23 protein-coding genes are annotated in these 18,379 nt (G+C 66.7%); 15 read left to right on the forward strand and 8 right to left on the reverse strand.

The window, feature by feature from the left end; translation table 11 throughout:
- Positions 1-88: 88 nt before the first annotated feature.
- The 3 genes from mnmG to ATE62_RS01935 form a co-directional block, all read right to left on the reverse strand.
- Positions 89-1,963 carry a tRNA uridine-5-carboxymethylaminomethyl(34) synthesis enzyme MnmG gene (mnmG, locus tag ATE62_RS01925; RefSeq protein ID WP_058806699.1) on the reverse strand — a complete coding sequence of 625 codons (1,875 nt, stop codon included), beginning with the start codon at positions 1,961-1,963 and terminating at the stop codon, positions 89-91.
- 167 nt (positions 1,964-2,130) lie between these two features.
- A complete protein-coding gene (gene mnmE, locus ATE62_RS01930; RefSeq protein WP_443028849.1) occupies positions 2,131-3,462 on the reverse strand; it encodes a tRNA uridine-5-carboxymethylaminomethyl(34) synthesis GTPase MnmE in 1,332 nt (443 codons plus the stop codon).
- A complete protein-coding gene (locus ATE62_RS01935; protein ID WP_058806697.1) occupies positions 3,459-3,749 on the reverse strand; it encodes a DUF6489 family protein in 291 nt (96 codons plus the stop codon). The genes mnmE and ATE62_RS01935 overlap by 4 nt, the downstream gene beginning before the upstream one ends.
- Positions 3,750-3,858: 109 nt before the next feature.
- Here ATE62_RS01935 and ATE62_RS01940 point away from each other — a divergent pair, with 109 nt between their 5' ends.
- Complete coding sequence (locus ATE62_RS01940; protein ID WP_058806696.1) at positions 3,859-4,557, forward strand: dienelactone hydrolase family protein; 699 nt, start codon at positions 3,859-3,861, stop codon at positions 4,555-4,557.
- The gene (locus ATE62_RS01945; RefSeq protein WP_058806695.1) at positions 4,554-4,952 is read left to right on the forward strand and encodes a nuclear transport factor 2 family protein; all 399 of its coding nucleotides are present in this window, start codon (positions 4,554-4,556) and stop codon (positions 4,950-4,952) included. Before ATE62_RS01940 ends, ATE62_RS01945 begins: the two co-directional genes overlap by 4 nt.
- On the opposite strand, the gene ATE62_RS01950 is transcribed toward ATE62_RS01945, so the two are convergent.
- From ATE62_RS01950 to hemE, 4 genes are all read right to left on the reverse strand, one after another.
- Positions 4,949-5,350 carry a DUF1489 family protein gene (locus tag ATE62_RS01950; protein ID WP_058806694.1) on the reverse strand — a complete coding sequence of 134 codons (402 nt, stop codon included), beginning with the start codon at positions 5,348-5,350 and terminating at the stop codon, positions 4,949-4,951. The two genes, ATE62_RS01945 and ATE62_RS01950, sit on opposite strands and share 4 nt — an antisense overlap.
- Positions 5,351-5,423: 73 nt before the next feature.
- Entirely contained in the window at positions 5,424-6,680 is a 1,257-nt protein-coding gene (rho, locus tag ATE62_RS01955; protein ID WP_058806693.1) for a transcription termination factor Rho, read from the reverse strand.
- A 192-nt stretch (positions 6,681-6,872) separates the two neighbouring features.
- Positions 6,873-7,337, reverse strand: a complete 465-nt coding sequence (locus tag ATE62_RS01960; protein WP_058806692.1) for a CopD family protein — start codon at positions 7,335-7,337, stop codon at positions 6,873-6,875.
- 2 nt (positions 7,338-7,339) lie between these two features.
- Positions 7,340-8,362, reverse strand: a complete 1,023-nt coding sequence (gene hemE, locus ATE62_RS01965) for a uroporphyrinogen decarboxylase (RefSeq protein WP_156420409.1) — start codon at positions 8,360-8,362, stop codon at positions 7,340-7,342.
- A gap of 339 nt (positions 8,363-8,701) precedes the next feature.
- Here hemE and ATE62_RS01970 point away from each other — a divergent pair, with 339 nt between their 5' ends.
- The 12 genes from ATE62_RS01970 to ATE62_RS02025 all read left to right on the forward strand — a co-directional run bounded on the left by ATE62_RS01970 (position 8,702) and on the right by ATE62_RS02025 (position 16,972).
- On the forward strand, positions 8,702-9,514 hold the full coding sequence (locus ATE62_RS01970) for a pyruvate, water dikinase regulatory protein (protein WP_058806690.1): 813 nt from the start codon (positions 8,702-8,704) through the stop codon (positions 9,512-9,514).
- Positions 9,511-10,107, forward strand: coding sequence for a Maf family protein (locus ATE62_RS01975; RefSeq protein WP_058806689.1), 597 nt, complete (start codon positions 9,511-9,513; stop codon positions 10,105-10,107). The genes ATE62_RS01970 and ATE62_RS01975 overlap by 4 nt, the downstream gene beginning before the upstream one ends.
- Positions 10,104-10,916, forward strand: a complete 813-nt coding sequence (aroE, locus tag ATE62_RS01980; RefSeq protein WP_058806688.1) for a shikimate dehydrogenase — start codon at positions 10,104-10,106, stop codon at positions 10,914-10,916. Before ATE62_RS01975 ends, aroE begins: the two co-directional genes overlap by 4 nt.
- Positions 10,913-11,536 carry a dephospho-CoA kinase gene (coaE, locus tag ATE62_RS01985; RefSeq protein ID WP_058806687.1) on the forward strand — a complete coding sequence of 208 codons (624 nt, stop codon included), beginning with the start codon at positions 10,913-10,915 and terminating at the stop codon, positions 11,534-11,536. The genes aroE and coaE overlap by 4 nt, the downstream gene beginning before the upstream one ends.
- 19 nt (positions 11,537-11,555) lie before the next feature.
- Complete coding sequence (gene dnaQ / locus ATE62_RS01990) at positions 11,556-12,254, forward strand: DNA polymerase III subunit epsilon (protein WP_058806686.1); 699 nt, start codon at positions 11,556-11,558, stop codon at positions 12,252-12,254.
- A gap of 46 nt (positions 12,255-12,300) precedes the next feature.
- Complete coding sequence (hpf, locus tag ATE62_RS01995; RefSeq protein WP_058806685.1) at positions 12,301-12,876, forward strand: ribosome hibernation-promoting factor, HPF/YfiA family; 576 nt, start codon at positions 12,301-12,303, stop codon at positions 12,874-12,876.
- A gap of 158 nt (positions 12,877-13,034) precedes the next feature.
- Positions 13,035-13,499: a PTS sugar transporter subunit IIA gene (locus ATE62_RS02000; protein WP_058806684.1), complete on the forward strand. Its 465-nt coding sequence runs from the start codon at positions 13,035-13,037 to the stop codon at positions 13,497-13,499.
- A 15-nt stretch (positions 13,500-13,514) separates the two neighbouring features.
- Positions 13,515-13,853, forward strand: coding sequence for a DUF1491 family protein (locus ATE62_RS02005; RefSeq protein WP_058806683.1), 339 nt, complete (start codon positions 13,515-13,517; stop codon positions 13,851-13,853).
- A 193-nt stretch (positions 13,854-14,046) separates the two neighbouring features.
- Positions 14,047-14,703, forward strand: a complete 657-nt coding sequence (locus tag ATE62_RS02010; RefSeq protein ID WP_058806682.1) for a cell wall hydrolase — start codon at positions 14,047-14,049, stop codon at positions 14,701-14,703.
- A gap of 66 nt (positions 14,704-14,769) precedes the next feature.
- Complete coding sequence (locus ATE62_RS02015) at positions 14,770-15,381, forward strand: DUF4136 domain-containing protein (protein WP_058806681.1); 612 nt, start codon at positions 14,770-14,772, stop codon at positions 15,379-15,381.
- Positions 15,378-16,499: a M14 family metallopeptidase gene (locus ATE62_RS02020; protein WP_058806680.1), complete on the forward strand. Its 1,122-nt coding sequence runs from the start codon at positions 15,378-15,380 to the stop codon at positions 16,497-16,499. The genes ATE62_RS02015 and ATE62_RS02020 overlap by 4 nt, the downstream gene beginning before the upstream one ends.
- On the forward strand, positions 16,496-16,972 hold the full coding sequence (locus tag ATE62_RS02025) for a GNAT family N-acetyltransferase (RefSeq protein ID WP_197411600.1): 477 nt from the start codon (positions 16,496-16,498) through the stop codon (positions 16,970-16,972). Before ATE62_RS02020 ends, ATE62_RS02025 begins: the two co-directional genes overlap by 4 nt.
- A 72-nt stretch (positions 16,973-17,044) precedes the next feature.
- Here the strand turns inward: ATE62_RS02025 and ATE62_RS02030 are convergent, their stop codons facing one another.
- The gene (locus tag ATE62_RS02030) at positions 17,045-17,500 is read right to left on the reverse strand and encodes an Hsp20 family protein (protein ID WP_058806679.1); all 456 of its coding nucleotides are present in this window, start codon (positions 17,498-17,500) and stop codon (positions 17,045-17,047) included.
- Between the two features lie 189 nt (positions 17,501-17,689).
- On the opposite strand from ATE62_RS02030, the gene gpmA reads away from it, so the two are divergent.
- Entirely contained in the window at positions 17,690-18,376 is a 687-nt protein-coding gene (gene gpmA / locus ATE62_RS02035) for a 2,3-diphosphoglycerate-dependent phosphoglycerate mutase (protein ID WP_058806678.1), read from the forward strand.
- Positions 18,377-18,379: the final 3 nt, after the last annotated feature.

Below are 18,379 nucleotides of genomic sequence, written 5' to 3' on the forward strand. Positions count from 1 at the left end.
CTCCCGAACAGCCAAGACCATTCCTAGCGTTCTTGCGCAGCCAGCTCGTCATGAACATCCGCGTCGATTTCGATCGGCATCGCGCCTATCAAGCCGCTCGCCGCTTGCTGTGCACAAGGATCGCGGTCAGCGCCGCCGGGGTCACCCCGTCGATCCGCCCTGCCTGACCGAGGGTCTCCGGCCGCGCCTTGCCCAGCCGTTCGACCATCTCGCGCGACAGCCCGCCGATCGCCGAATAATCGAGCGCCGGGTCGAGCAGGATCGCCTCATTTGCCGCGAGCGAGCGCAACTCGGCCTCCTGCCGCGCGACATAGGGCGCATAATGCGCATCTTCGGCCAGCTCGGCAAGGATCGACGCGTCGATCGCCGCGAGTTCGGGCGCGAGCAAAGCCAGCTTCGCCATCGTCACCTCGGGAAAACGCAGCAGGTCGATCCGCCGCCGCGCCGCGCCATCGCCGGGCAGCGCGAGCCCGATCACCGCATAATCGGCGCTCGTCACCGGCGCGTCTAGCAAAGCCGCCGCGCGCGCGCGCTCGGCCATCCGCGCGTCGAACAGTTTCGCAGTCGCCGGCCGCACCAGCCCCAGCGCGATGCCCTTCGGCGTCAGCCGCGTCGCCGCATTGTCGGCGCGCAGCCGCAGCCGGTACTCGGCGCGCGCGGTGAGCATGCGATAGGGCTCGGTCACCCCCTGCAGCACCAGGTCGTCGACCATCACCCCGATATAGGATTCCGAGCGATCGAGGATCAGCGGCTCGCGCCCCTGCATGGCGAGCGCGGCATTCGCCCCCGCGACCAGCCCCTGCGCCGCCGCCTCTTCATAACCGGTGGTGCCATTGATCTGCCCGGCGCAATAAAGTCCACCTATGCCACGCACCTGCAAGGTCCGGTCGAGTGCGCGCGGGTCGATATGGTCATATTCGACCGCATAGCCGGGCACCGTCATCTCGACCGCCTCGAGTCCCTCCATCGTGCGCAGCATCGCGAGTTGCACATCGGCGGGGAGCGAGGTCGAAATGCCGTTCGGATAGACCAGCGCCGAGTTGAGCCCCTCGGGCTCGAGAAACACCTGGTGCCCGTCGCGGTCGGCGAAGCGGTGGATCTTGTCCTCGATCGACGGGCAATAGCGCGGCCCCGCGGCGCCAATCGCCCCGGTGAACAGCGGCGAGCGGTCGAGATTCGCCGCGATGATCTTATGGCTTTCGGCGTTGGTGCGCGTGATCGCGCAGAAAATCTGCGGGACCGTCCGGCGATTGTTCCACGTGGAACAGGTCCAGCTTGCGCCCTCGGCGCTGTCCGACAGCTGCTCATCGAGCCGCGCCCAGTCGATCGTCCGCCCGTCGAGCCGCGGCGGCGTGCCGGTCTTGAGCCGCGCCATCGGGAGGTCGGCGGCGCGGAGCTGCTCGGCGAGCCGATGCGCCCCGGCCTCGCCGATACGCCCGCCCTCCATCCGCTCCTCGCCGCGAAACAGCCGCCCGCCAAGAAAGGTCCCGGTCGCGAGCACCACCGCACCGGTGGCCAGCGTGGTCCCGTCGCCGAGTTCGAGCCCCGCAACGCGCGCGCCATCGTATGACAGGATCAGCGCCGCCGCTTCGCCTTCGACGACGGTGATCGCCTCTTCGGCGGCGAGCAAATCCTGGATCGCCTGCCGATAGAGTTTGCGGTCGGCCTGAATCCGCGGCCCCTGCACCGCCGCGCCCTTCGACGCGTTGAGCATGCGGTAATGGATCGCCGCCGCATCGGCCCCGCGCGCCATCCACCCGTCGAGCGCGTCGACTTCGCGCATCAGATGTCCCTTGCCGAGCCCCCCGATCGCCGGGTTGCACGACATCGTCCCGATCAGCGCCGGGTCGAAACTGACGAGGGCGACCGACGCGCCCAGCCGCGCCGCCGCCGCGGCGGCCTCGGTCCCGGCGTGCCCACCGCCGACGACGATGACATCATATGTTGTTGCGCTGCTGTGCATGATTGTGGCGGCGCATAGCGGATAAGCGCTGGCAAATCTATCGGCGCGTAGCGCCACGAAAGTCTCACGCGAAGACGCGAAGAGAATCGGCTTTCCTCTTTGGGCCTTTGCGTAAGAATAATGGGCTTACGCCCAACCTGGCCAGAACCGCTGTTCCACGTGGAACATCATTTCCCGATGCAGAAACGCCCGAACAAGGCGTCGAGCATCTCCTCGACCCCCGCGCTTCCGGTGATCCGGTCGAGCGCCCCGCCGGCGAGCCGCAGCCGCTCGGCGAGCAGGATCAGGTCGCCCGCCTCGCGCGACCCGGTCTCGATCCCCAGCCAATCCCTCGCCTCGCGAAGCGCGTCACGCTGGCGACGGCGCAGTGCCGCCTCGCCCTCGCGCGGCAGCAGTGCGCGCGCCATCTCGACGATCATGCGGTGGAGCTTGTCCAACCCCTCGCCCGTCGTCGCCGACAGGATCAGGTCGCAGCGCGCCGCCTCGGCCTCCGCCGCGGCATCGCCCTTCCAGCGGTCGGCCTGCGCCGCGACCAGGATCGCGCGCGGATGATCGGGCGCTTCCTTCGGCGGCCCCAGCCACAACAATATGTCCGCGGCTTCGACCGCCGCCTTGGCGCGATCGATCCCGATCATCTCGATTTCATCGGCGCTTGTCGCGCGCAGGCCCGCGGTGTCCGAAAAGCGCATCGCGATCCCGTCGAGCGCCAGCGCCGTCTCGATCACATCGCGCGTCGTCCCTGCTACCGGCGACACGATTGCCAGCTCGCGCTTAGCTAAAGCATTGATAAGAGTGGATTTACCTGCATTAGGCGGCCCCGCGATCACGACCGACAAGCCCTCGGCAATCACCTCCGCCGCCGGCCGCGCCAGCCATTCACTCATATCGGCCGCCAATGACGACATGCCCTCGCACAAGCGATGTGCGCAACCATCGACAACGTCGACATCATCCTCATCGGCAAAATTGAGCTCGGCCTCGGCCCCGGCCATCAGCCCGAGCAGCCGTCCCTGCCACACCTCGACCGCGCGCGACACATGCCCGCTTGCCATGGCCATCGCCTGCTTGCGCTGGCTCTCGGTCTCGGCCGCGAGCAGATCGGCGAGCCCCTCGGCCTCGGCCAGATCGATCCGACCGTTGTCGAACGCGCGCCGCGTAAATTCGCCGGCCTCCGCGCGTCGCAACCCAGGCATCGCGCCCAGCGCCGCCTCGACCGCCGCGACCACAGCGCGCCCGCCATGCAGGTGCAGCTCTGCCAGATCCTCGCCCGTCGCCGTCGCCTGCCCCGGAAACCAGAGCAGCAGCGCGCGGTCGAGCGGTGCGCCGTTGGCATCCTTCAACTCGGCTAGCGACGCTCGCCGCGGCACCGGTAGTCGCCCCGCCAAGGCTTCGAGCGCCGCGCCCGAGCGTGGCCCGCTTACACGCACGACGCCGATCGCCGCCGGCGGCATCCCGCTCGACAGCGCGAATATCGTGTCGTTCGCCTCGCCTTGGTTCAGCTCTTGCGTCCCTTCGCGGACTTGTCGTCGGCATCGGCCGTCTTGACCGCCCCGCCCATCAGCCCGCCGCCGAACTGGCTCATCAACGACTGGATCAGCCCCAGCCCGCTTTCGCCCATCGGCACCCAGCTCTTGACCATCGTCTGGACCATATCGGGGGTGATCCCCTTCGCCATCAGCTCCTTGACGCGGCTGAGGTAAATTTCGTGCAGCGGCTCGAGGTCGGGCAGGCCGACCAGCCGTCGCGCTTCCTCGGGGGTGCAATCGATCTCGATATTGAATTTCATCGCCGGTCTCCGCCCCGCAAAAAGCCTCAGCGCGCGCTTGAGCCGCGCCGCCGTGGCCGCTAGCTTCGCGCTTTCACCGGCAAGAAGCAAGAGTCAGGAGAGCCTCCGAATGTCCGCGACCAACACAACCATCCCCGCCCTCGACGGCGCGGCGGAAATTCCCGCCTATGTCGCGCGCCCCGACGCAGACAGCTCGCGCGCAATCATTGTCATTCCCGAAATCTTCGGAGTGAACGCCGGCATCCGCAAGAAATGCGACGACTGGGCGGCCGAGGGCTATCTTGCGATCGCGCCCGACATCTTTTGGCGCTTCGCCCCCGGGGTCGAGCTCAACCCCGATGTCGAAGCCGAATTGCAGGAGGCCTTTGGCTATTTCGGCCAATATGACGCCGACGACGGGGTCAAGGATATCGAAGCAGCGATCAAATGGCTCCACGGCCAGGGCGCCGCGAAGGTCGGCTGCGTCGGCTTCTGCCTCGGCGGTCGCCTCGCCTATATGGCCGCGGCGCGCACCGACGTGAACGCGTCGGTCGGCTATTATGGCGTCATGATCGACCAGATGCTGAACGAGAGCCACGCGATCGCGCACCCGCTGATGCTCCATATCCCGACCGAAGACCATCTGGTCGACCATGCGGCGCAGAAGGTCATCCACGACGGGCTCGACCCGCACCCGAAGGTCACGCTCCACGATTATGCCGGCCTCGACCATGGTTTCGCAGCGACCAGCGGCAACCGCCGCAACGAGGAGGGCGCGCAGCTCGCCGACGGCCGTACGCGCGCCTTCTTTGTCGAGCATCTCGCATGAGTGCGCATCCGGGCCTCGCCGCCTGGCACGCCTATATGGCGGAGGGCGGCGATCCGCAGGCGCTGCGCGACCTGCTCGCCGAGGATGCCGTGTTCCACTCGCCCGTCGTCCACACACCGCAGGCGGGGCGCGACAAGGTCTTCGCCTATCTGCACGCCGCCAGCCATGTGCTCGGCGGCGAGAATTTCCGCTACCTGCGCGAAATCGTCGACGGCGACCAGGCGATGCTCGAATTCCAGAGCGAACTCGACGGCATCCAGATCAACGGGGTCGATATCATCCGCTGGAACGACAACGGAAAGATTAGCGATTTCAAGGTGATGGTCCGCCCGCTCAAGGCGATCAACAAGGTCTGGGAGAAGATGGCCGAGATGCTCGCCGCACAGGCGAGCTAGATCAGCATCAGCTCGGCGAGCTCGCGGTAAAGCTCGGGCGGCAGCTCGCCGATCCCGCTCTTATCGTCGACGCCCTTGGGCGCATCGGCATCGGTCAGGTAGCGCCAGCCCTGGTGTGCGCGCTTGGGCTGCGGGTGGATGCGCTCGAGCACCGCGGCGCAGACGATGTCGATCCGCCCGTCGTCGCGGTCGTCGAAACGCAATATCTCGACACGCCCCACGAGCATATGCTTGACGATGAAATGTAGCTTGCCGCCGATCAGCTCGTCGGCGCGCTTGGGCTTGAAGCGCGTCGTGAAGCGCACCTCGCCCGCTTCGGCGCGCGACGCGATACGCGCTTCGAGCACGCCATAATCGGAACAGCCGACCGCAACGCGGGTCATGTGGAGCGCTGGCATGGCCTCAACATCGGGACGGCCACGCGCACGTTCAAGCCCGTCCGCGCACCGTCGTCACCACAAGAACCGCGACCTACTGGTTCATGCTGTCGAAGAAATCCTCGTTGGTCTTCGAATCCTTGATCTTGTCGAGCAGGAATTCCATCGCGTCGACGGTGCCCATCTGCATGAGGATGCGGCGCAGCACCCACATCTTGCTGAGCTTGTCCTTCTCGACGAGCAATTCTTCCTTGCGCGTGCCCGACTTGCCGACGTCGAGGCTGGGGAAGATGCGCTTGTCGGCGACCTTGCGGTCGAGCACGATTTCGGAGTTACCCGTGCCCTTGAATTCCTCGAAGATCACCTCGTCCATGCGGCTGCCGGTATCGATCAGCGCGGTCGCAATGATCGACAGCGAACCGCCTTCCTCGATGTTGCGCGCGGCGCCGAAGAAGCGCTTGGGGCGCTGGAGCGCATTGGCGTCGACACCGCCGGTCAGCACCTTGCCCGACGAGGGCACCACGGTGTTGTAGGCGCGACCGAGGCGCGTGATCGAGTCCAAGAGGATCACGACATCCTTCTTGTGCTCGACGAGGCGCTTGGCCTTTTCGATCACCATTTCGGCGACCTGGACGTGGCGCGTCGCGGGTTCGTCGAAGGTCGAGGAGACGACCTCGCCGTTCACGCTGCGCTGCATGTCGGTGACTTCCTCGGGACGCTCGTCGACGAGGAGGACGATGAGATAGACCTCGGGGTGGTTGTCGGTGATCGCCTTGGCGATATTCTGCAGCAGCACGGTCTTGCCGGTGCGCGGCGGCGCGACGATCAGCGCGCGCTGGCCCTTGCCCTGCGGGCTGACGAGGTCGATCACGCGTGCCGACTTGTCCTTGACCGTCGGGTCGACGGTGTCGAGCGAGAGCTTCTGGTTCGGATAAAGCGGCGTGAGATTATCGAAATTGACGCGGTGACGCACCGCTTCGGGGTCGTCGAAATTGACCTTGATCAGCTTGGTCAGCGCAAAATAGCGCTCGCCGTCGCGCGGCGCGCGGATCTCGCCTTCAACGGTGTCGCCGGTGCGCAGGCCATATTTGCGGACCTGGTTCGGCGAGACGTAGATGTCGTCGGGGCCGGCGAGATAATTGGCGTCGGGCGAGCGCAGGAAACCGAACGAATCCGGGAGGACCTCGATCGTGCCCGACCCGATGATTTCCTCGCCCTCTTCGGCGAGTTCCTTCAGGATCGAGAACATCAGGTCCTGCTTGCGCAGCGTCGACGCGCCCTCGACGCCCAGCTCCTCGGCCATTTCGACGAGTTGCGCGGGCGACTTGGTTTTGAGTTCTTTGAGATGCATGGATAGATTCCGGGTATGAATATAGGGAGATATTTGGACTAAGTTCGTTGCACCGGCTGGTGCCTATCCGGCCGTGGGACGACCGTTACAGATAGCTCGGCGCATGGGAGCGCCGCCCGCAGGAAACGAGGTTGATCGGCCCCTATAACCGCGTCCGGCCCAAGTCAATCGCGGCTGCGCCCAGCCGAGGCGTCAGAACGGGCGGACGACCACGAGGATCACGATCAGCGCCGCGGCGACCCCAGGGACCTCGTTGAGCATGCGCAGCTGCTTCTCGGTCAAAGGGCGCTGCCCCTTGGCGAGCTTCTTCGCATAGCCGACCATCCAGCCATGATAGCCGGACAGCGCGATCACGAGCAGCAATTTGGCGACGAACCAGCCCTCGCGCCAGAAGTCGCCGTTGAAGGCGAGCATCAGCCCGAAGATCCAGACGAAGCCGATCGCCGGCGCCAGGATGATCTTGCGCAACCGCTCCTCGCGCTCGATCCACTTCTTGTCCTCGTCGGACCCGACCGGACATTGGTGGTGATAGACGAAGAAGCGCGGCATCATGAACAGGCCGGCCATGAAGAAGATCACGAAGATCACATGGGCCGCTTTGACCCACAGGGTCGCCGATCCCAAAAAGCCCGTCAGACTCAAGCCCGCCAGTTCCATGCCTATCCCCGCACGCGTTTGATCAATCGCTCGACATGCGCGATCGGGGTGTCGGGCACGATGCCATGGCCGAGATTGAAGATATGGGGACGCGATGGGAAGGCCGCAAGGATGCGGTCGATCGCGGCGTCGAGCACCTCGCCGCCGGCGACGAGCGCGAGCGGGTCGAGATTGCCCTGCACCGGCAGATGCGGCGGCAAGGCGGCATCGGCCCAAGCCGGATCGACCGTCTCGTCCAGCCCGATCGCATCGGCGCCGACTTCGTTCGCATAGGCCGGAAGCTTGCCGCCCGCGCCCTTGGGAAAGCCGATCACCGGCGTGTCCGGGTGCATCGCCTTCAGCCGCCGAATAATCTCGGCATTGGGCGCGATCACCCAGCGCTCGAACTGCGCGGGGCTGAGGCTCCCTGCCCAGCTGTCGAACAATTGCACCGCCTCGACGCCGTTTTCGATCTGCCCCGAGAGATAGGTCACACTAAGGTCGACGATCGCATCGACGATCGCCTGGAAAGCCGCGGGATCGCCGAACGCCATGCGCCGCGCCGCGGCCTGGTCCTTCGACCCCTGCCCCGCCACCATATAGGTCGCGACGGTCCACGGGCTGCCGGCAAAGCCGAGGAAGGTCGTCTCGGGAGGCAGCGCCGCGGCGACGCGCGCGACGGTGGCATAGACGGGGTCGAGCCGCTGGTGCGCCACCTCGAGCGCCGCCAGCGCGCTGTCGACCAGCGGCGGCGCGAGCCGCGGCCCCTCGCCCGCCTCGAACCACAGATGCTGCCCGAGCGCGTGCGGCACGACGAGGATGTCGGAAAAGAGGATCGAGCCGTCGAAGCCGAAGCGCCGGATCGGCTGCAGCGTCACCTCGGCCGCGGCCTCGGGATCGTAGCAGAGCTCGAGGAAGCCGCCCTTGGTCTCACGCAGCGCGCGATATTCGGGCAGGTAACGCCCCGCCTGGCGCATGAGCCACAGCGGCGGACGCTCCTGCCGCACCCCGCGCAGCGCACTGAGCAAGCTCTTATGTGACGCCATCGGTCGTCCCTCTTTCTCTTCCATTAGAATATATAAGAATATGGTGGTGGTTTGTTGGCGGGCGAAGAAGGCGGCTTTAGGCAGCGCCGCCGCCTTTGCCAACAGCTTGACTCGTCGCCGTGCCATCTTCGCCGCGGAGTCGCGTGCCGCTTTCCCCGTTCTTCACAGCCTGTGGATAAACATCGCACGCTGTGGACAAGCCATGGGGCGGAATCGACGCGGCGGGGGATGAATCCACCATCCCGATTTTGCCCCTGCGCTTGTCCCGAAACTTATCCACAGCCCACGCGAAACGCGTCTCTGCTTGCCTTTTTCCGTCCCTTTGCCCCAAGTGACACCATGGGCCGGCTCCACTTGCACCTCATATCCGATTCCACGGGCGAAACGCTCGAAAATATCGCGAAGGCGGCGATCGCGCAGTTCGACGATGTCGAGGTCGTGCGCCATTTCTGGCCGATGGTGCGCTCGGAATCGCATCTCGACCGGATCATGGCCGAGGTCGAGGCGAGCCCCGGCATGATCCTCTTCACCCTCGTCAACGGCGATTTGCGCGTTAGCCTCGAGCGCCGCGCCCGCGCGCGCGACCTGCCGCTCGTCGCCGCGCTCGATGCGGTCACCGACGCGCTGTCGCAGATGCTGGGACAAGAGGCGAAGGCACGCCCCGGCCGCCAGCATCAGCTCGACGCCGCCTATTTTGCGCGCGTCGAGGCGATCCAGTTCACCGTCGCGCACGACGACGGCATCGGCTGGGAAAATTGGGAACAGGCCGACATCGTGCTTGCCGGCGTGTCGCGGACCTCGAAGACCCCGACGAGCATCTATCTCGCCAACCGCGGTTTCAAGACCGCGAATATCCCGATCGTCCCCGAATCGCCGCCGCCCTCGGCGCTCTACAATTTGAAAAAGCCGCTCGTCGTCGGGCTGACCACCGGGCTCGACCGGCTGGTGCAGGTGCGCCGCAACCGGCTGCTCGCGCTCAATCAGGCGCCCGAAACGCCCTATGTCGACGACGAACGCGTAAAGGCCGAGCTCGCCTTCGCGCGGCGGATGTTCGCCGATAACGGCTGGCCGGTGATCGACGTGACGCGCCGCTCGATCGAGGAAACCGCCGCCGCGGTGATCAAGCTGGTCGAGGACCGTAGCGCGGCATGACCTTGCTGCTCGCATCGCAAAGCAGCGGCCGCGCCGCGATGCTCCGCGCTGCCGGGCTGAGCTTCGAAACCAGCGCCGCGCATGTCGACGAGGAGGGCCTGACCGCCGCGCTGCACGCCGAGGGCCAGAGCGCGCGCAACATCGCCGACGCGCTCGCCGAAGCGAAAGCGGTCAAGATTTCGTCGCGACTCCCCGGCGTGACCGTGCTCGGCGCCGACTCGACGCTGGCGCTGGACGACGGGGCGATGCTGACCAAGCCCGTCGATCCCGCCGAGGCCGCGAGCCATCTCCGCCGCATGGCAGGCACCCGCCACCGCCTGTTCAGCGCGGTCGTCGCCGCACGCGAAGGCGCGCCCGTCTGGCGCGCGGTCGGCGAGGCCAAGCTCTGGATGCGCCCCTTGTCGGACGCCTTCATCGCCGACTATGTCGCGCGCGAATGGGACAGCATCCGCTGGACCGTCGGCTGTTACGAAATCGAGGGAGCGGGCGTGCAACTCTTCGAACGGGTCGAGGGCGATCCCTGGACGATCATCGGCATGCCGATGCTGCCTTTGCTCGCCTGGCTGCGCGAGACCGGGCTCGCGGCGTCATGAGCGTCCCTTATGCAGAGGTGATCGGCGACCCGATCGCGCAATCGAAATCGCCGCTGATTCATGGCTTCTGGCTGAAGGCGCTGGGTCTTGAGGGCGATTACCGCCGCGCGCATGTAAAGCCGGACGACCTCGCGGCCTTTATCGCCGAACGCCGCACCGATCCCGACTGGCGCGGCTGCAACGTCACCATCCCGCACAAGCTGGCGGTGATGGACTATGTCGACGATCCCGGCGACGTGCGCGGCACGATCGGCGCGATGAACACGGTGGTGCGCCAGAAGGACGGCGCGCTGATCGGCACCAACACCGACGCCGCGGGCTTCTACGCCCCGCTCGCCGAGCTCGACCTTGCGGGTGCCCCGGTCGCCGTCGTGGGTGCCGGCGGCGCCGCGCGCGCGGTGCTCTTCGCGCTCGCCCGGGCCAACGTCGGGCACGTCACCATTCTCAACCGCTCGCCGCTCAAAGCGATGGGCCTGCTCGCGACCTTCGGGCTCAAGGGCGAGGTGCTCGCGCTCGATGCCGGCCTCCCGCCGGCCGCGCTGTTGGTGAACAGCAGCAGCCTCGGCATGAAGGACCAGCCGCCGCTCGAGCTCGACCTCTCGCCGCTCCCAGCCGACGCGATCGTCTACGACCTCGTCTATGCACCGCTGAAGACCGGGCTGCTCGCCGCCGCCGAGTCGCGCGGGCTCGACACCGTCGATGGTCTCGACATGCTGATCGGCCAGGCCGCGCTCGCCTTCGAACTCTTCTTCGGCAAGCCGCCGCCCGAGGGACGCGACGAGGAACTCCGCGATCTGCTGACGGCATGAGCCATTTCAAGCGCCCCGCCTCGCGGCTCCGCCGCCCCTTCCTCCTCGGCCTCACCGGCTCGATCGGCATGGGCAAATCGACCGCGGCGAAGATGTTCGAGGCCGAAGGCATTCCGGTGTTCGACGCCGATGCCGAGGTGCACCGGCTGCAGGGCCCCGGCGGCGCGCTCGTCGCCGCGATCGAGGCGCGATTTCCCGGTACCACCGGGCCGAAGGGAGTCGACCGGCACAAACTGGGCGCGCAAGTGCTTGGCAACACGCACGAACTTGCGGCCCTGGAAGCCATCGTGCATCCCGCGGTCGGGCGTGCGCAGAAGCGCTTCCTCGCGCGGCACCGCGCGCGCGCCGTCGTCATCCTCGACATCCCCCTGCTGTTCGAAAAGGGCGGGTGGCGCCGCGTCGGCGCGATCGCGGTCGTGTCGGCGCCCGCCTGGATGCAACGCAAGCGCGTGATGCGCCGGCCGGGGATGACGCTCGCCAAGCTGCGCGCGGTCCGCCGTCTCCAGGTTCCCGACCGCGTCAAGCGCGCGCGCGCCGATTTCATCATCGAAACGGGCCGCCCCAAAAGCGCGACGCATCGCCAGATTCGCGCCATCGCCTCTTGTTTCCGCGCCCGATAGGGTCCAGATTAAAGCTTCGATGCGCGAGATTATATTCGATACGGAAACCACGGGATTCGATCCCAAGACCGGGGACAGGCTGGTCGAAATCGGGTGCATCGAACTGGTCGACCGCCGCGAAACCGGCCAGACCTTCCACGCCTATTTCAACCCCGAGCGCGACATGCCCGCGGCCGCCGAAGCGGTGCACGGCCTGTCGATCGCGTTCCTCTCGGACAAGCCGCTCTTCGCGACGCGCGTCGACGACCTGATGGAATTTTTGGGCGACGCGCCGCTGATCGCGCATAACGCCGCGTTCGATTTCGGCTTCGTCAACGCCGAGCTCGCGCGCGCCGGGCGCCCTGCGCTCGACATGGCGCGAATGCTGTGCACCGTGCAGATGGCGCGGAAGCTCCATCCGGGCGCGAAGCACAGCCTCGACGCGCTCTGCACGCGCTACGGCATCGACCGCAGCCACCGCGTCAAGCATGGCGCGCTGCTCGACGCCGAACTGCTCGCGCATCTCTATATCGAGATGACCGGCGGCCGCCAGATCGGCCTCGGCCTTGCCGCCGAGGCTCCCGCGCGCGCCGCGACCAGCGCCCCGACGTTCACACCTGCCGCGGCGCCGCAGGCGTTCCGCGAACCCCGCCCGCATGCCGCAACTCCCGCCGAACTGGCGCGTCATGCAGAGTTCGTTGCCAAGCTGACCCAACCGCTGTGGCACGATAGCCCGTGACGGCGGCTCCGGCCGCCGCCACCGAGACCCTGGAAGGAGAAGAATAATGGAAATCCGCGTCTCTGGCCACCAGATCGAAACCGGCGAAGCGCTGCAGTCGCACGTCTCGGATCGGATGAACGCGATTGCCGACAAATATTTCTCCCGCGCGATCGGCGCGCACGCGACCTTCGGCAAGGGGCCGCACGACAGTTTCCAGTGCGACATCGTCGCGCATGTGATGCAGGGGCTGGTGCTCAAGGGGCACGGCCAGGCGCAGGACGCGCATGTCGCCTTCGAGGGCGCCGCGGAGCGCATCGAGAAGCAGCTGCGCCGCTATATGCGCCGCCTCAAGGACCGCAACAACGGTCCCGGCGCGCCGTCGCCGACGGTCGACGAGATCCAGGACAATGCCGGCTACACCGTGTTCGACGCGGGCAGCGAGGAAGAGGATGCGGGTGACGCCCCCGCGATCATCGCCGAAACGCGCGTCGACATTCCGAACAGCAGCGTGTCCGACGCGGTGATGATGCTCGACCTCAGGAACACCAACGCCCTGCTCTTCGTCAACAGCAAGACCGGCGCGCATAATATGGTCTATCGGCGGACCGACGGCACCATCGGCTGGGTCGAACCGCAATAGGACTGGATTTTCTCCGCCATCCGGCCTAAGGGCCGCGCCCAACGATACCAGCATGGTACCCGGGGCCGCGATGGCGGGGGCCGTCACGACGATATGGATCGCACGCCAATTGGGGCGACCTCGGCCTTTGCCGGGTTGATTGAGATTTGACCAGACCGATGAACCTTTCTTCCCTTCTCTATCCGGCGACCGTGCGCGCGCACGTCCAGCTCGATTCGAAAAAGGCCCTCTTCCCGTTCGTCGGCGATCTCGCCGCGCGCTCGCTCGGGCTCGATTCGGGCGAGGTCAGCGAGGCTTTGCTCGAGCGCGAGCGCCTCGGCTCGACCGGTTTCGGCCGCGGCATTGCGCTGCCGCACGCCAAGATGGCCGACCTCACCGGGGTCCGCGGCCTCTTCCTCCAGCTCGCGCGACCGATCGATTTCCAGGCCGTCGACGGGCTGCCCGTCGACCTGCTGTTCGTGCTGCTCTCGCCGCTCGACGCCGGCGCCGACCATCTGAAGGCGCTCGCGGGGGTGTCGCGCATGCTCCGCAACGAGGCGATCGCCGACCGCCTGCGCGGCGCCAAGAGCGACGAAGCGCTCTACGCTTTGCTCGCTGACGGCGAAACGCGTGACGCGGCTTAAGATCCGCTTTTCCACATGACGCGGCTCACCAGCCGCTTCCTCATCGATCTGCTCTGCCGCCGCACCGAAGCCGCGGGCGGCTTTGCGACCGTCCTCGCCTCGGGCGACGACCAGTCGGGGGTCATCCTGATCCAGTGCAGCGAGCGCGGGGCCCTTGGTCCGCTGCTCGAACGGCGTTTCGCGATGGCGGCCGGCTATGTCTGGGAGGATGTGGGCGCCACCGCCGGCACCGACGAAACGGCGCGCGCCGCCTATCGCGAGCGGCGCAAAAAGGCCGACCCCGACCTCTGGATCGTCGAACTGGACATCGCAGATGCGCCACGACTCGTCGCCGAGTGGGGCGCTTTGGCTTGACATTGTTGCGCCGCACAATAAGTGGCGCCCTCAGATTAACGCGTAGGTCGCTCCGCGGGTTGCATCGGCTCTGAGCCGAGACACCCGGTCCAACGGTTCGGACACGCAGTCGGATGACTGCCGCAGGCGGGTACAAGAACAAGTCCCCCGCCTGTTTTTCTTTGGCCGGTCAGCCGCCCTTTTGACGGATTTTATGAGTCGCATTTTGAACGTCGCCAGCGTGGCCGCCGTCGGCATGACCGTCGCCACCATGCTGGTCATGGCGGAACCCGGTTTCGCCAATGATCTGGCCGCCGAGGCCAGCCTGCCCCTCGCAGCCTCGTCGAGCCAAGTGCCCGAGCTGCTTCAGCGGGCGGATCTTTCGACCGATATGACGGTCGAAACCCCCAAGATCGACGAAGATCAGCCCGCCGAGCCCGTCAAGGCGCCGGTGAGCGCCGAATCGCTCGCCGCGCTCGTCGCCGCGACGCCGGTTCCGGACACGCTCGATCCCGAACTGCGCTGCCTCGCCGGCGCGGTCTATTTCGAAGCGCGCGGCGAATCGCTCTCGGGCCAGCTCGCGGTCGCGCATGTGGTGATCAACCGCGCCGAATCGGGCCGCTTCCCGACCAGCCTCTGCGGCGTCGTCCACCAGCCGAGCCAGTTCAGCTTCGTGCGCGGCGGCAAGATGCCCGCGATCCGCGAATCCTCGACGCTCTGGTCGAACGCCGTTGCCATCGCACAGATCGCGCGCAGCGACAGCTGGAAGAACCAGGCGCCCGGCGCGCTCTTCTTCCACGCACGCCACGTCTCGCCCGGCTGGCGCAAGACGCGCATCGCGCAGATCGACAATCACATCTTCTATCGCTGACGATGGCGGGATGCGGCCTGCATCCCGTTCATTGCCAAGCCATAATAGCTGGCGCATGATGCGGCCATGAAGCTTCATCACAACGTCGCCCTGCTCGCCGCAGCGGCGCTGGTGCTCGGCGGTTGCGCAACCGCCGTCCCCCCCGTCGAAGTCACGCGCTTCCACAACGCCGCGCCCGCCTGGGCGCCCGGCACGCGCTACGCCATCGCGACCGCGCCGCTCGATGGCCCGGCCGCGAGCATGCCGCCGATCGAATGGAACAGCTATCGCGCCGCGGTCGACCAGCAGCTCCAGCGCCAGGGTCTCGTCGCCGCGGGCGCGGGCGACCGCGCGCCCTTGCTCGTGCGCATCGATTTCGTGCGCAGCGAACGCGAGCGCGGCGGCGGCAACTCACCGGTTTCGGTCGGTGTCGGCGGATCGACCGGCGGTTACCGCTCGGGCGTCGGGCTCGGCATCGGCTTCAGCCTCGGCGGCGGTCCGCGCCGGATCTATGACATCGAGCTCGCTGTGCGCATCGACGATTCTGCCAGCGGTAATGCGCTCTGGGAAGGGCGCGCGATCGCCGCCATCCCGGCGAAGGCGCCCGCGGCACAGCCGTCGCTCGCTGCCGCAAAATTGGCCGAGGCCCTATTCAAGGACTTCCCCGGCGAATCGGGACGCACTATCAGCGTCCCATGACCATCAGCATCGACGCCGCCTTCGACAGCGGCAATATCGTCGTGGAGTCGCTCGCCGGCACCACCGCCCGGCTTTCGATCCGCAAGGACCGCGAATCCGACTTCTTCCAATGGTTCCACTTCCGCGTCGGCTGCCAGACCGGCGACGCGCTGGAACTGGCGATCACCGGCCTAGCCTCTTCGGCCTATCCCGACGGCTGGCCCGACTATGCCGTCTGCGCCAGCACCGACCGCGAACATTGGTTCCGCCTCGACACGCGATACGACGCCGCGACCGATGGCGGCTCGCTGATCTTGACCCACACCGCCGAAAGCCCGATCCTGTGGGTGGCCTATTTTGCACCCTATTCGATGGAACGTCACCACGATCTTGTCGCCTCGGTCGCCGAATGCGAGGGCGTCACCTATCGCTGCCTCGGCCACAGCCTCGAGGGCCAGCCGATCGACTGCCTCGAAATGGGCACCGGCGACACGCAGGTCTGGCTCTACGCGCGCCAGCATCCGGGCGAGAGCATGGCCGAATGGTGGATGGAAGGCGCGCTCGAAAAGCTCACCGACCCCGCCGACCCGCACGCGCGCTCGCTGCGCCAGAAATGCCGCTTCCACGTCGTGCCCAACATGAATCCCGACGGCTCGCGCCGCGGCCATTTGCGCACCAATTTTGCCGGCGTGAACCTCAATCGCGAATGGCACGAGCCGACGCCCGAGCGCAGCCCCGAGGTGCTCTGCGTCCGCAATGCGATGGACGAAAGCGGCGTCGACTGGGCGATGGACGTTCACGGCGACGAAGCGATTCCCGCGGTCTTCTTCGCGGGCTTCGAGGGCATTCCCTCGCTCAAGGCCGAGCAGATGGACAAATATAAGGCATTCCAGGCGGCGCTCGCCGCCGCGACGCCCGATTTCCAGGTCGATCTCGGCTATGTCGAATCGGCGCCGGGGCAAGCCAATCTGACGATGTCGACGACGCAGCTCGCCGAACGCTATGGCGCGGTGTCGATGACGCTCGAAATGCCCTTCAAGGACAATCGCGACCTGCCCGACCCGGTTCAGGGCTGGTCGCCCGAACGCTCGAAGCTGCTCGCGCACGCGTGCCTCTCGACGCTGGACGGCATTTTGTGAGTTCCGATGGCGGCGCCTGGCGCATCGTCGAGGACGATCTGTCGGGGGCCGCCATCCGCGCGCTGCTCGAACGGCATTTCGCGGGCATGCTCGCCAATTCGCCGGCGGGCAGCTGCCACTTCCTCGATTTCGACGGCCTGCGCGCGGGGGATGTGACCTTCTGGTCGATCCACCGCGGCGGCGATCTCGCGGGCTGCGGCGCGCTCAAGATGCTCGACGCCGCGCACAGCGAGATCAAGTCGATGCGCACCCATGACGCGTTTTTGCGCCAAGGCGTCGCCGCCCGCATGCTGGGTCATATCCTCGCCGAAGCCCGCGCTCGCGGCGCCGGACGGCTCAGCCTCGAAACCGGATCGAGCCCCGCCTTCGAACCCGCGCTAGCGCTCTATCGGCGCTACGGCTTCGAAGATTGCGAGCCCTTCGCCGATTACAAGCCCGATCCCTTCAGCCGCTTCATGACGCGCGCGCTCTAGAAACGAAAACGGGGTCCGGAAGGGACTCCGGACCCCGCTGATTGCCCCGAGGGGCTGAGACAAGATGGCGCGTTACGCGGCCTTCTTGTCCTCGATCACCGGCTGCGCGCCGCCGATCGCGATCTTGTGCGGCTTCATCGCCTCGGGCACTTCGCGCACCAGGTCGATCGCGAGCAGCCCGTCGGACAGGTCGGCCTTGTCGACCCGCACAAAATCGGCGAGCTGGAAGCGGCGCTCGAAGGCGCGCGTCGCGATGCCGCTATAAAGCAGCTGGCGCTCTTCGCCCTCGGGCGCGGGCGCCTTGCGGCCGCTGACGGTCAGCATGTTCTGCTGCGCGGTGATGTCGATTTCCTGCGACTTGAAGCCCGCGACCGCGACGGTGATGCGGAAATGGTCGTCGGCGACCTTCTCGATGTCGAAGGGCGGATAATTTTCGGCGCCCGAACCGCCGGTCTCGAGGAAATCGAACAACCGGTCGAACCCGACGGTCGAACGGCGATAGGGGGTCCAGTCGAAGCTGTTACGCATGGTCTTTCTTCCTTTGTCCAAAGCGAAGTCAGGGACCGCGGCGGCGCGCCGCGATCGCCACCCGGCCCCGTTGCGGCGGCCGGATGAGGCGAATCTGGTGGCGGCTGAAACCATTTCAAGAGGGGCATTGGCCTTCTACGAAAAGCCGCGCTATGGCGCGCGCGAACACCCTCTCCGGAAGGACAGAAAATGCCGCAGCTCATCCTCATCCGTCACGGCCAGTCGCAGTGGAATCTCGAAAATCGCTTCACAGGCTGGTGGGATGTCGATGTGACCGAAAAGGGCGCGGCCGAGGCGAAGGCTGCAGGCGAACTGATGAAGGAAAAGGGCATCGCCCCCGATGTGGCCTTCACCTCGGTCCAGTCGCGCGCGATCAAGACGCTCAATCTCGCGCTCGAGGCGATGGGGCGTTTGTGGCTGCCGGTGACCAAGGACTGGCGGCTCAACGAGCGCCATTATGGCGGGCTCACCGGGCTCGACAAGGCCGAGACCGCGGCCAAGCATGGCGACGAACAGGTCAAGATCTGGCGCCGCAGCTTCGACATCCCGCCGCCGCCGCTCGAAGCCGGCTCGTCCTATGACCTCGCCAGCGACCCCCGCTACGCCGGCATCGCGATCCCCGACACCGAGAGCCTCAAGGACACGATCGCGCGCGTGCTGCCCTATTATCAGGCGGCGATCGAACCCGAGCTCGCGGCGGGCAAGACCGTGCTGATCTCGGCGCACGGCAACAGCCTGCGCGCGCTGGTCAAGCATCTGTCGGGCATTTCGGACGCCGACATCACCGGGCTCGAAATCCCGACCGGCCAGCCGATCGTGTACGAGCTGAACGACGACCTGACCGCGCGCGAACGTTATTATCTGAGCGAGCGGTAGGTC

Origin of the sequence: Sphingopyxis sp. HIX, from assembly GCF_001468285.1 — a bacterium.
GTDB lineage: Bacteria > Pseudomonadota > Alphaproteobacteria > Sphingomonadales > Sphingomonadaceae > Sphingopyxis.